The following is a 13,866-nucleotide window of genomic DNA, read 5'->3' on the forward strand; positions in this document are numbered from 1 at the left end:
CCCGACCTCTTCAGACACCTTCCCACTCCATACACGGCGGAGGAGACCTACGATGGCAACACGACGCACTTTTTTGCGGGGTGCGATCAGCCTGACGCTGATTGGCAGCACTGGCCAGCTACGTGCTCTGGCACATCCACGCGCCAATACCTGGGCACTGCCCATTGACACACAGGCACAGGCAGATCTAACGCGTTACGTGGATGTGTTTATCGGCAGCAGCGGTCATGGGCACACTTTCCCAGGGGCTACGCTGCCTTTTGGCATGGTGCAACTCAGCCCGGACACCGATAACGCGGTCTGGGATGCTTGCTCCGGCTATCACGCCTCCAACGGCTCGATCATGGGGTTCTCGCACACTCACCTCTCCGGCACGGGCATTGGCGACATGTTGGACATTTTGCTCATGCCTGGGACTGGGGACGTGAAGCTGGCACCTGGGCCGCTCAATGCTCCTGAGACCGGCTACCGGCAACGCTACGATCACGCCGAGGAAGTGGCCTCGCCTGGTTACTACCAGGTGCGCCTGAAGGACACGGACATTGTGGCCGAGCTGACCGCCACCGCACGGACTGGCCTGCATCGTTACCATTTCCCTCAACATCAAGCCGGTCACCTGCTGTTGGACTTGAGCCACGCGATGCAGGACAACCCAAGCACCCCACCACGGTTGCGCGATGTCGAGTTATCGATCGTCGATACACGCACGCTACTGGGCGGCCGCCGTGTGTATCAGTGGGCCAAGGGCCGCTATCTCTTCTTCGCTATGCGGTTGTCACGCCCGTTTGCACGTGCGCAGTTGTATAGCAACGATGCGCCGCTGACTGCGGACACGCGCCAGGTTCAGGGCGTGTGTCTGAAAGCGGCGTTGCACTTCCCCGATGCGGGCGAGGCGCCGTTGCTGGTCAAAGTCGGCCTGTCTGCGGTCAGCGCCGCAAATGCGCTTGCCAATCTCGACGCAGAATTGCCGGATTTCGATTTTGCCCGTGTACATGCCGAGGCCGTGGCGGCCTGGGAGAATGCTCTAGGGCGCGCGCGGATCGCAACCGACAATCCGGCGCAACGTCGCATTTTTTACACCAGTCTGTACCACAGTCTGCTGGCGCCCACGTTGTTCAGTGATGTGGATGGGCGCTACCGCGGTATGGATCTCCAGGTGCATACGCTGCCAACTGGCTACCACAATTACAGTACCTACTCTTTATGGGACACCTACCGCGCGCTGCATCCGCTGCTGACGCTGGTGCAGTCGGATCGGGTCCCGGATCTGTTGCAATGTCTGGTCCGTGGCGCGGCTGAGTGTCCGGACGGTGTCGGGATCTGGCCATTACAGGGCGTGGAGACCGGCTGCATGATCGGCTATCACTCCGCGGTAGCACTCGCCGAGGGCTATACAAAAGGATTCACTGGCATCGACTATGCGGCGGCTTGGCCGCACTACCGCAAGCGCGCCATGCAGGATCACGCTCACGGTCTGCGGTACTACCGCAGGCTCGGCTATATCCCCAGTGACAAGGTGGATGAATCCGTCAGCCGGACGCTGGAGTATGCCTATGACGATTGGGCATGTGCGCATTTGGCCACCGCCGCAGGGGCGCACAGTGAGGCACGGGTGCTACGCGCACGCTCCCGCCATTATCGCCATGTGTTCAACCGCGACAGTGGCTTTATGCAACCGCGTCTGGAAAATGGTGCCTGGGCAACGCCGTTTGATCCACGCGCGTTGGGGCACTTGAAGCAGTGGCACGATTTCACGGAGTGCAATGCTTGGCAGGCAACGTTCCTCAATCAGCACGATGTGTACGGTTATATGGCTCTGTTCGGCGGCGCTGATCACTTTGCCGCCAAACTCGACGCTCTGTTTTCTGCACTCTCGGAATTGCCGCCAGGAGCACCACCGGATATTGATGGGATGGTGGGTCAGTACGCCCACGGTAACGAGCCAAGCCACCATATCGCCTATCTGTACGTGTATGCGGGGCAAGCGTACAAAACGCAAGCGATGGTGCGCCGCCTACTCCGGGAGCAATACCATGATGGGCGCGATGGTCTGTCCGGGAATGAGGATTGCGGGCAGATGAGTGCTTGGTTTGTGCTCAGTGCGCTGGGGATGTACGCAGTGGATCCGGTCAGCGGTATCTATGTGATCGGCAGCCCGTTGTTCCCATACGCGGAGTTGGACGTGGGCCGAGGCCGTAAGCTGCGCATCTTGGCGCGTCACACCAGTGCGTCCAATGTCTATGTGCAAGCACTGCGCTGGAACGGCAGTCCGATGACGCGTGCTTGGCTGCGCCACACTGAATTGGCAGGAGGGGGGACGCTGGAATTTGAGATGGGTGCGCAACCGAATCTCGATTTCGGCACCCATCCGCAGGATCTGCCTCCATCTTTCATGGCATTGCAGCCAGTTCCGAAACACGCATGAGCGGTGTAGGAACAGCCATGCTTATTTCCGTATCCATGTGGCGCGTTCATGGATGCAGCAGTCAGTACAAAACGCGGGGCGGCGACTCTGGGTGGATGATGCTCTGCCGATGGAGCAAGGATGCCCGGTCTTCTGATTTTTCCATTGAACGACAGCGCTTCATCCGACTGGCGATGCTGGATCGGATCACGCCACGTTTTCCCTCTTTGAGACATACCCATGCTGCGTCACCTGCTCACGTTGTCGCTGATATTCGCAATCGTGCTGCCCATTGGAGTTAGCGCCGCGCCTTGGCCTGCTTTTTCAACTCGGGGAACGCAATTCATCCGTGATGGGAGGCCGTATCAGTTGATCTCGGGTGCCATCCACTTCCAACGCATCCCGCGGGCGTACTGGAAGGACCGTTTGCAAAAAGCCCGAGCAATGGGGTTGAACACGGTGGAAACCTATGTTTTCTGGAACCTGGTTGAACTCCGTGAAGGTCAATTCGACTTCACAGGGAATAACGACATTGGTGCTTTTGTGCGTGAAGCAGCGTCGCAAGGTCTGAACGTGATTCTGCGTCCCGGGCCATATGTGTGTGCAGAATGGGAGGCAGGGGGGTTCCCAGCGTGGCTGTTCGCCGATCCAACGCTACGGGTGCGCAGTCAGGATCCGCGTTTTCTTGATGCCAGTCAGCGCTATCTGGAGGCACTCGGCACACAGGTCAGGCCGCTGCTCAATGGCAATGGCGGTCCCATCATTGCAGTGCAGGTTGAGAATGAGTACGGCTCTTATGGGGATGATCATGGCTATCTACAGGCTGTGCGCGCGCTATTCATCAAGGCCGGTTTGGGAGGTGCGCTGTTGTTTACCGCCGACGGGGCTCAGATGCTTGGCAATGGCACGCTGCCGGACGTGCTGGCGGCGGTGAATGTCGCACCGGGTGAGGCAAAACAGGCGCTCGACAAGCTCGCCACATTCCATCCTGGGCAGCCGCAGCTGGTGGGTGAATATTGGGCGGGGTGGTTCGACCAGTGGGGCAAGCCGCATGCGCAGACTGATGCAAAGCAGCAGGCTGATGAGATCGAATGGATGTTGCGGCAAGGGCATTCGATCAATCTGTATATGTTTGTTGGCGGCACCAGTTTTGGTTTTATGAATGGTGCTAACTTCCAAGGTGGTCCCAGTGACCATTACAGCCCTCAAACCACAAGCTACGATTACGATGCGGTGTTGGACGAAGCCGGACGGCCGATGCCGAAGTTCGCGCTGTTCCGCGATGTCATCACCCGTGTGACTGGTCTCCAGCCGCCGCCTTTGCCAGCGGCAAGCCGTTTTATCGATTTGCCGGACACGCCATTGCGCGCATCCGCTTCGCTCTGGGACAACCTGCCTGCAGCGGTCGCCACCACAGCAGATCCGCAGCCGATGGAGCGCTATGGGCAGGCCTACGGTTACATTTTGTACCGCACCACGCTCCACGGGCCACGGAAGGGCAGGCTGTATCTGGGTGAGGTGCGGGATGACGCCCATGTCTACGTTGATCGTCTCTTCGTGGGTCGGGCGGAACGGCGTCGGCAGCAGGTCTGGGTGGAGGTTGACATTCCCTCCGGTACTCACTGTCTGGATGTCTTGGTAGAAAACAGTGGACGGGTTAACTACGGTCCGCACCTGGCTGACGGCCGCGCCGGGCTGATTGGTCCGGTGATGCTCAATCATGAACGCGTCAACAATTGGGAAACGTTCCTGCTGCCGTTGCAGACGCCCGAAGCGATCCACGGTTGGACAACCGCACCGATGCAAGGACCTGCTTTTCATCGTGGCACGTTGTTTATCCGCACGCCTGGAGACACATTTTTGGATATGGAGGCTTTCAGCAAGGGGGTGACCTGGGCCAATGGTCACATGCTTGGCCGCTACTGGGACATCGGCCCGCAGCGGGCGCTTTACTTCCCGGGGGCGTGGCAGCGCCAAGGGGAGAATACGGTGCTCGTCTTCGATGTGAGCGATACGGCAGCAGCACAGGTACGCGGTGTGCAGCAGCAACGCTGGATCACTCCAAGGACGGCCAAATAATGTTCTGCAGCAGCAGAGACGCTGCTGGGCATGGGTCTTGTCTGTTTGCACGCTCTCATGAGAGGTAAGGCTTGCTCGGCAATACCAGAGGCAAGGGAAAGTATGTCCGTGGATACGCGACAGGCAGCAGTCTCCAGCCATGCGTTAACGATGCCGCTTTGCACCTCTTGCCGGGAGCCACCAGTAACAATGAGCGAGCATCCACTCAATGGGAATGTCTAGCAATGCAAGGCATCGCACACGGAGCGGCATCGGCAACTGGATGTTCACGCTACTGCTGTCAGCCGGTTGATGAGGTTGTATCACAGGGAAACACGGTAGCTGCCCGATACAAGGCGCTCGTTTGGAATCACTGAGGCGCGGTCATCAGGAACGTACGGACAGCAAGGCGCGCGACGCAGCTAGCCGGGCACATAGCGCAGTGGCTGCAAAGAGACTAGAAGGATCAGCAACGCCACGGCCAGCAAGGTCAAGGGCGGTGCCGTGGTCCACAGCGACACGCGGATAGGGAAGGCCCAAGGTGATATTGACCGCCTGTTCAAATCCGCTGTGTTTGAGTACTGGCAACCCTTGGTCGTGATACATCGCCACCACTGCATCATAGCCAATCAACTTGGTTGGCAAGAACGCCGTATCCGCAGACAGTGGCCCCAGCAAAACCATGCCTTCGGCACGCAAACGCTGCAACACGGGGATGACAACATCCAGTTCTTCGCGACCAAGATAACCCTCTTCACCTGCATGCGGATTTAATCCAAGGACGGCAATGCGAGGGGTTGCGATGCCAAAGTCACCGCACATCGCGGTATTAACAATCCGTAAGCACCGCTCTAACAGTGCTGCAGTGATAGCGTCCGGCACATCACGCAACGGCAGATGGGTGGTGACCAGGGCCACGCGCAGATGCGGATTAGCCAACATCATGACTACGTCGCACTCTGCCTGCGCGGCCAGCAATTCTGTCGTGCCGGTGTAATGGATGCCGCTCTGATTGATAACGGCCTTGTGTACCGGGCCAGTGACGATGCCATGCAGCACTCCATGTACGCAGTGGCTTGCCGCCTCACAGAGTGCAGCGATCACCGCAGGAGCATTGGCAGGGTCTGGGTGACCAAAACGCGTCGGATGAACGTGGCAATGGGCCTGTATAGGCAGATCACCAGGACGCTCAGGGAGTGCTTCGGGCGGAAGCAAACGCAGCGGCAAATCTAGTGCAGCGGCAGCAGCCTGTAAGGTGGCTGGATCGGCGAAGGCAACAAGTCGGCAATCTTGACGCGGCTGTTGTACCAACCGCACGCACAATTCAGGGCCAACGCCCGCCGGTTCGCCAGGAACCAAAGCAAGCGCGGGGTGCAACATAAATCAGTGCTTCGTTGCGGCCGGTAATACGGCCCCTGTTGCCGGGGTCACCGCCGCACTGGGAGTATGGTGATCGTCAGCTGGCTCCTCAATCTGAAGACTCACATACGCTTCACTACGGAGTTCCCGCAAAAAACGCTCATAAGATTCTTCTAACTTGCGTTGGCCAATCGTGTCACGAATCTGGGCACGCTGGTTCTCCCTGGTGACATCTGTCTGGCGGGTGCCCAGACGCTGCACGATATGCCATCCGGCAGCGCTACGGAAAGGTTCGGAGACGTTGCCGTCAGCAAGCGCTTTAACATGGTTGCCAAAGTCAGCCCCAAACGCATCGGACGGGAACCAACCAAGATCCCCACCCTGGTTACTGTTGTTAGCGTCCTCTGAGGATTCTCGAGCAACGGTCTGGAAATCCGCACCACCAGCGATACGAGCACGCAGGGTGTCGATTTTGGCCTTGGCTTGCGCTTCTTTCTGTTTATCAGTAATACGAACCAGAATGTGGCGGGCGTGGTATTCGGTCGCCATCTGCCGCGGACCCGCCGCAGCAGTACTATCGCGAACTTCTACGAGCTTAAGCAGCTGAAAACCGCTGGTGCCACGCAGCGGACCAACGATCTGGCCAGGCTTCATGGTTTGAACCATCTGCGCAAATGCTTCGGGAATCTCGTCAAGGCTACGCCAGCCCAAATCACCACTTTCAAGCGCGTTGGGACTATCGGAATAACGTACTGCGGCAGCGGAAAAGGCAAGTTCGCCTTTATCGATCACACTCTTAATGCCATTGATTTTTTTCTGGGCAATCGCAATCTGTTCGGAGGTTGCCCCGTCAGGCAAGGAAACCAAGATGTGCTGTAGATGATACTGGGCACCGCTGTTGGCCTGCGCGAGTGCGGTATCCACTTCACCTTCACTGACCACAATACGGCTCTGCGCAAAGCCTTGGCGCAAATGATGCACGGTAATCTCATCACGCACTGACTGGCGGAATTCGGGGAAAGAAATCCCTTCGGCAACTAATTTTTGGCGAAGACCATCAACACTGGTCTTATTATTCTCAGCAATGCTGGAAATGGCCTGATTCAGCTCATCGTCACTGACGCGGATGCCATTGGTCTGCGCCCGCGCAACTTGCAGCTTGATCAAAATCAAGCGTTCTAACACTTGGCGCTGCAACACTTCATCCGGCGGTAACTGGCCTTCATGGCCAACATACTGTGATTTGACATTGTGAATCGCGCGATCAAGCTCGCTTTTCAAGACCACATTGTCATCAACCACAGCAACAATGCGATCAAGCGGTTGATGTTGTTGCTGTCGTGCTGACGCCACCGGCAAAAACACGCAGGACACAGCCAACAGCAAAGAGAGAACAATAGAAAAATATCTGGTCATGGAATCTTATTTGGATCGTAAGCGTCTGGATCGGTCGTCGTATTACTAGGCGGAACCAAGTAAAGGTCATCGCGATAGTAACCGAGAATAGCACGGCGTAGGACCCGATCTGTGTCCTGCCCCACTGAGCTCAAGCCCTTAAACACAAACTCCAGCTGAATAGAATTATCCATATTCCCTGTCCGGTCACGCATGTGACGACGGAGCACGGTGCGTACGGCTAAACAACAACTATCCCACTGGAGACCACCGATGATTTCCAACGGCTTCTTATCCAACAACGAATAGTAGTAACGACCAATGGCACTCCAACGGGGATTGATTGGATACAGGAAAGAAAAATCCGTCTGTTTGAGCTGGGTTGTCCCATCCAAGGTATTACGCCGATAACGGTAAGCCAGGTTGATGATGCCATCGCTACCGATCAAGTAACGGGCGCGGACGCTGGCTAAATCATCGCGGCGGAAATTAGGATTCCACTGGTACGTTGCGTTCAGCGTCCAACGGTCGTTGACGTTGTAAGCCACATCACTAACCCAAACCGACTTACCCTTTTGGATACGTTCCTCACTATCGCTCAACGTGACAAGCGAATCCTTGAAGTACAGGATCTGGCCGACACTCAGCGCAAGATCCTCCTTGCCAGTATTTTGATCCAGCCACCGCGACGTGACCGCTAGAGTCAGCTGATTGGCGTCGTTTTGACGGTCGGGACCAGTGTAGCGGCTGTCGCGGAACAGTTGCCCCCAACTGAAGGTAAACGCACGAGTATCGAACAGCGGCAGATCACTCTGGTTACGGTAGGGGACATACAGATAGTAAAACCGCGGTTCCAATGTATTGAGATAGTTCCTGCCGAAAACAGTGGTGTCACGATCCAAGTACACCCCCGAGTCCAAAGAGACGATAGGCAGGCTGCGCACCGGCGTGCGACTCCCATTCAATTGTTCTGCAATGCCGCTATCCAAATAATAGGAGGAATAGCGCCACCCAAACGTCGGAGTGACGTACCAAGACGCACCCGTGAAAGGTAGCGATACATAAGGCTTCACATCCAGGCGAGTGCCGCCGTAATAGCGAATCACCTCGCCGGTACGGAGATAATTGCCATCATTCTGGAGTGCCACCAAATACGCATCATCGTGTTTGAAACGCACCACCTCGCTGTACAGGCCGAATTCCAGAAAGTCCAACACCGGCTTATCCCAGTTGAAAAACAAGCGCGGCTGACGGTTATAAGCCAACGCACTTTCATTCAAGCTGTAATCAGTGAGTTGCCAGCGGTCAGCCATCAGGCCAGCCGTCCATGTCTCACCTGTACCGTACACACCGACGGTGCTTTGCAAGCTCGACAGAGATGACATCCCAACAAGGCGGCTGGAAAAATCCTCCATATAGCGGGTATCACTGACCCAGGCCAATGAAGCACGCGCCTGCCAATGGTTATCGATATTGTGGTAGCCATTGAAACTGAAGCGCCCACGATCTTTATCGCGCAACTGATCGTTAGGGATAAAAGCGGCACGCGTCTGCCACTTGCCGTCATCGTATAAATAGCGAAATTCGGTATCGATCATGAAACCACGCTTCTGCATGTAACGCGGATACAGCGTGGCGTCATAGTTCGGTGCCAGATTGAGATAGATCGGCTGCGCATAGTCAAAACCATTGCGGCCGGAATACCCTAACTGCGGGTAAAGCAATCCCGTTTGGCGGCGGCTATCTATGGGAAATTTAAACCAAGGCAGATACAACACCGGCCATTGACCAACCTCAAACACCGCATGACGCGCAACGCCGAAACCTTCCACGTTATCCACATCAATTTCGGGAGCACGGAGACGCCAGATCGCTTGCGATGGATCGCAGGTGGTATAGGTGGCCTCATGCGTTTGTCCAACCTGACCGTGGATATCAACAGACTTAGCAACACCATTGCCACGCCGACCTATCAACTGATATTGAATGTTGCTGATCTTATGAACATCCGTATCCTGGTTGCCCTCAGCACGATCGGCAACGACCAAGATTGAAGAATCCTGGTAACGGACATGCCCCTCAGCAACATAACTGTCCGTCTCGGTATCCATCCGTACACTATCGGCACCCAAGAGCTGATCGCCACGCGCCATCAAAACATTGCCCTGGTACAGCGGTGTGCGTGCGGTACCAGTGAGCGTGTCACCCTCAATGTTGGTCGGCAATTGAGGGCGACTCTGAACAACATGCTTATCCATGCCGGGGGCCTGCTCAAAACCCTGTAACGGCAACGTCGCGGGGCACAACCCCCAATTAGGCGGTTTTTCGTCTGCCAACGCCGACAAAGAGATCGCAACACTTAAAGGCAGGGGTAATAAACGTAGAACTCGATACACGTGGTCGGATTATCACAATAATAACGTCGCTTAGCTTGCCCCATCCCCCACTGATGGACAATAAAGTTAAGACGCAATAGTTCAATCACCGCAAACATGCATCACTGCCTCCGACGGCAGAGCGCACCACCCACAAACATCAGCGATACAACGATCACGCAACGTCTGCATGGCGTCCCTGCGCTATTCACAGCGATACCAACCCACCACCGCAATAGCAACGTGGCGGCACACCGAGTTCAGCGCGCATTCAAAAAAATCTTCCTCTTAGCAACGTCACCTTGACCTTGAAGTCCTAACGCGGTGCCGCCCAGCCTGACGAGATCACTATCAACGAGACACGAATCCCCTTGATCCTCTGGAGGCATCCGCTGTTATCACCTACGGCCCCATCATTCCTATGCAATAGACAGCACCTCATGATGCTGCCCACTTTGGCAGACGAACCCACACCCAGGCCCACTGCCAAGAGAGGAAGGCTTATCATGGCGGCATGAATCAGCTCCATGATGTTTTGATTGTCGGCGGCGGTTTGGTCGGCGCCAGCCTCGCGATTGCCCTGGACCAGATCGGCATGAACATTGGCCTGGTTGAAGTCACACCACCGGGGGCGCTACCCACGGTATTCGATGAGCGTACCCTCTGTTTCGCCGCAGCCACAGTAAACGCTTTAGACGCCCTCAATGTCATGACACGGATACGCCACGCCGCCGGCCCCATCCGGCGTATCCACGCCAGCCGCACCGGCGACTTCGGCCGCGTGCGATTGGACGCCTCGACCTACGGACGTGACGCCTTCGGCCAAGTAGTCATTGCACGTGATTTCGGCGAAGCGTTGGAACACCGCCTCACCGAACTCAAACAACTCACCCGCTACCGCCCAGCACGCTGCATCGCCGTGACGCCCGTGACCGATGGCATGCGCGGCGTACGGATCGCCCATGCCGATGGCGAACAGCTCTTACATGCACGCCTGATCGTCGGTGCAGATGGCACACAGAGCACCGTACGCGAACTGCTGCATATCGACACCACACAACACGATTACTTCCAAACACTTTTCGTCGCACGGGTGCAAACCACTCAAGCACCCGACGGAACCGCTTACGAACGTTTCACCGAACACGGCCCCACGGCCCTGCTGCCTCGCGCCGACCGTCACTATGGCGCCATTCATTGCGTCGCCCGTACCCAGGCCAATACAGTCGCTGCCCTGGATGACAGCGCCTGGCTGACACGGCTGCAACACGCCATGGGCTGGCGCGCTGGTCGCTTCATTGCCAGTAGCGCACGCAGCGCCTACCCATTGATGCAAGTGATCGCACAAGATCTGACCGCCGAACGCGTGGCACTGCTCGGCAACGCCGCACAGACACTGCACCCCATAGGAGCCCAAGGCTTCAACCTGGGCCTGCGCGATGCACTCACCTTGGCTGAAATGATCGCCGCCGATCACACCGACCCCGGCGCAACCGCACTGCTCACCGCCTATACCGCACGACGGCGTGCAGACCGCGAACAGACACTCATGTTCTCTAACGGCTTAGCACAACTCACCAGCAATGGATTGCCGCTGCTGCGACCGCTACGCAGTCTCGGCCTGCTTGCCGTCTCCCACATCAGCGAGCTGCAAGCACTCCTGGTCAACGGCGCGATGGGCTTCCGTGGCGACGTACCGCAATTGTGTCTCAACAGCGTATGAACCGAACTCAGCGACCGGATGTACTCATCACTGGCGGCGGCGTCGTCGGTGCCAGCAGCGCCCTGGCATTGGCGAAAACAGGGTTACACGTCGCCTTGATTGAAAAATACGAACCACCGCGTTGGCAAGCAACGGTTCCGGATCTGCGTGTCTACGCATTTGCCCCGGACAGTGCCGCACTCCTGCGCACCTTCAACGTATGGCCGACCGTGTGCGCGACACGCGCCCAGCCATACCATCACATGCGGATCTGGGACAGTGGCGGAGCGGATGAATTGCACTTCGACGCTGCCACATTGGGCTGCGAACAACTCGGCTGGATCGTCGAGAACGCACTCCTAGTCAACCAGTTGTGGTCTGCACTTGCGGATGCCGGCGTACAACTGCATTGCCCTGCACGGATCACCGCCCTAGAGCAAGACACCGACAGAGTGCGTTTACGCTTGGAGGACGGCCGGCGACTCGAAGCACGCCTGGCCATCGCTGCCGACGGCGCCGACTCCACCTTGCGTCAATTGGCGCACCTGCCAGTACACCGACATGACTATGCACAACGCAGCATTGTCGCCTTTGTCGCAACCGAACACCCACACCAAGCCACCGCCTGGCAATGCTTTTTACCAAGCGGACCATTGGCATTGCTGCCATTTACTGATGAGCGCAGCTCAATCGTCTGGACGCTCCCCGATGTTGAAGCGCAACGCCTCCTGACACTGGACGAAACAACATTCGCACGCGAACTCACCACTGCCTTCGGTGGGCGCCTAGGACACATACAGCTCATCTCACCACGCACCGCATTCCCACTGCGCCGCCAACTGGCCACCGACTACATCGCCGGTCGGGTACTGACACTCGGTGACGCCGCACATGTCGTCCACCCACTGGCCGGACAGGGCGTCAACCTCGGTTTGCGCGATGTAACCGCATTGCAAACCCTGATCCAACAGGCACACACGCGCCATGTTGACTGGGCCACACCGCACCGCCTGCAACGCTGGGCACGGACACGCCGCAGTGATAACACCCTCGCGGCCTACACGTTCGATGCCATTAACCGGGTATTCTCCAACGACGCATTTCACCTCACCCTGCTACGTGGCCGGGTACTGAGCTTGGTCGACCGCCTGCCACCGCTCGTCAACGCCCTATGGCGTCGTGCCTCAGGGGTGAATTGATCCCAGCACACTACATGCTTCTATAGCCCATACCGCAACACTCCAACACAAAGATACGCTGCACATGCGCAGCCGCACGGCGGAGATGACACCTAAATCCAAGAACCTGGAAGCACATCCAGCACTCTTTCCAAACCCACTCAATCACCAGATACCACGGGCGATGCGATGGCCCAAGCCCGTTGAGCAACACCTCCTGGCACCCCTGCAACACATCGTGGAACCGAAACGCCCGCACCACAACACACTCCCAAGCAGTGACTGCAAGCACCCGTGAACACATCACACACCCTGCCACCACCTGCGTGACTCACCAAGAACATCCATAGCCCCCACACAGCCACTTGAGAACCCACTCAATGAGTAATGGTCTGTGTCAACGATTGCCAGCTAGGAGGCGACGGCCAGTCAGGCTCCTGATGACCATTGAGCACACGCCGCAAATCACGCTTGTCGATCTGCGGCGCAAGCGCATGCACCAACTCCAACACGTAGTCACGCAAGACACGATCACGTGGCAGCACCGCCCAAGCAATACATTCAGGAATGGGCGCCGGTACCGGCCAAGCACGCAAATCGGTATCGACCGCATTAACCGCCATCTCCGCAAGAATGCCCACACCCAGACCGGCACGCACATAGGTCTTGATCAAATCAGCATCCAAAGCTGTCAACACAATGCGCGACTCCAACCCTAAACTGGCGAAAGCGCGTTGCAGCGAAGACATTGGCCGTATTGAAGAGTCATAACTGACCAACGGATACTCCGCCAGCGCTGCCAAATCCAGAGTGCACCCCACTGTATCCAAAGGATGACCACACGGCACAATCACCAAACGCCGCCACCGATACAAAGGGACCGCAAGCCCTGATGAAGGCGCGCTGCCCGCAGTACTCACGATTGCAATATCGGCCCCTCCCTGACCAAACTCATCCAGCACATCGCTCTCGGCAGCCTGCTGCAAATGCACAGTAACCTGCGGATAAGCCTGCTTGATCAACGCCACGGCAGGCGGCAGCACAAAACGCGCCTGAGTGTGGGTGGTACTCAACGTCAATTGCCCTTGGTACTCACGGCGCTGATTGGCGGCATAAGTACGTATGTTGTTGACTTCAACCAACATCACCCGCGCCCGCTCAATCACCTCCTCCCCCGCAGGCGTCACTGACTCCAAACTACGGCCCCGGCGCACAAACAACAAAAAGCCGAGTTCATCCTCTAGCTTTTTCAATTGCTTGGACAGGCCCGGCTGCGTGGCATGTATACGTGCAGCAGCAAGCGTAATATTGAGATCGGCATCGGCAATAGCCACAAGGTAGCGAAGTTGAGTCAACGTCATGACAGGCGAAATATCGCAAAACCAAAAACGACTG

At 57.0% G+C, this 13,866-nt stretch carries 9 protein-coding genes; 4 read left to right on the plus strand and 5 right to left on the minus strand.

Annotated features, from left to right (window positions below; all coding sequences use genetic code 11):
- Positions 1-52 precede the first annotated feature (52 nt).
- Both F7G16_RS10105 and F7G16_RS10110 read left to right on the plus strand, forming a co-directional pair.
- On the plus strand, positions 53-2,425 hold the full coding sequence (locus F7G16_RS10105) for a GH92 family glycosyl hydrolase (RefSeq protein WP_004088166.1): 2,373 nt from the start codon (positions 53-55) through the stop codon (positions 2,423-2,425).
- A gap of 219 nt (positions 2,426-2,644) precedes the next feature.
- Positions 2,645-4,483: a glycoside hydrolase family 35 protein gene (locus tag F7G16_RS10110; protein ID WP_004088164.1), complete on the plus strand. Its 1,839-nt coding sequence runs from the start codon at positions 2,645-2,647 to the stop codon at positions 4,481-4,483.
- A gap of 366 nt (positions 4,484-4,849) precedes the next feature.
- Here the strand turns inward: F7G16_RS10110 and pdxA are convergent, their stop codons facing one another.
- From pdxA to lptD, 3 genes are read right to left on the minus strand one after another with little or no spacing between them, the layout of a single operon-like run.
- Positions 4,850-5,842 (minus strand): 4-hydroxythreonine-4-phosphate dehydrogenase PdxA, encoded by a 993-nt coding sequence (gene pdxA / locus F7G16_RS10115; protein WP_004084423.1) that lies wholly within the window; start codon positions 5,840-5,842, stop codon positions 4,850-4,852.
- Between the two features lie 3 nt (positions 5,843-5,845).
- Positions 5,846-7,237, minus strand: a complete 1,392-nt coding sequence (locus tag F7G16_RS10120) for a peptidylprolyl isomerase (RefSeq protein WP_004088162.1) — start codon at positions 7,235-7,237, stop codon at positions 5,846-5,848.
- Positions 7,234-9,612 carry an LPS-assembly protein LptD gene (lptD, locus tag F7G16_RS10125; protein ID WP_011098274.1) on the minus strand — a complete coding sequence of 793 codons (2,379 nt, stop codon included), beginning with the start codon at positions 9,610-9,612 and terminating at the stop codon, positions 7,234-7,236. The genes F7G16_RS10120 and lptD overlap by 4 nt, the downstream gene beginning before the upstream one ends.
- A 493-nt stretch (positions 9,613-10,105) precedes the next feature.
- Between lptD and ubiH the strand changes: the two genes are divergently transcribed.
- The gene (gene ubiH, locus F7G16_RS10130; protein WP_004088156.1) at positions 10,106-11,314 is read left to right on the plus strand and encodes a 2-octaprenyl-6-methoxyphenyl hydroxylase; all 1,209 of its coding nucleotides are present in this window, start codon (positions 10,106-10,108) and stop codon (positions 11,312-11,314) included.
- Positions 11,311-12,492, plus strand: coding sequence for a UbiH/UbiF family hydroxylase (locus F7G16_RS10135; protein WP_004088154.1), 1,182 nt, complete (start codon positions 11,311-11,313; stop codon positions 12,490-12,492). Before ubiH ends, F7G16_RS10135 begins: the two co-directional genes overlap by 4 nt.
- A 10-nt stretch (positions 12,493-12,502) precedes the next feature.
- On the opposite strand, the gene F7G16_RS10140 is transcribed toward F7G16_RS10135, so the two are convergent.
- Entirely contained in the window at positions 12,503-12,775 is a 273-nt protein-coding gene (locus F7G16_RS10140; RefSeq protein WP_004088152.1) for a hypothetical protein, read from the minus strand.
- Positions 12,776-12,848: 73 nt separating this feature from the next.
- The gene (locus F7G16_RS10145) at positions 12,849-13,832 is read right to left on the minus strand and encodes a LysR family transcriptional regulator (protein WP_011098275.1); all 984 of its coding nucleotides are present in this window, start codon (positions 13,830-13,832) and stop codon (positions 12,849-12,851) included.
- Positions 13,833-13,866 lie beyond the last annotated feature (34 nt).

The organism is Xylella fastidiosa (assembly GCF_011801475.1).
Lineage (GTDB): Bacteria > Pseudomonadota > Gammaproteobacteria > Xanthomonadales > Xanthomonadaceae > Xylella > Xylella fastidiosa.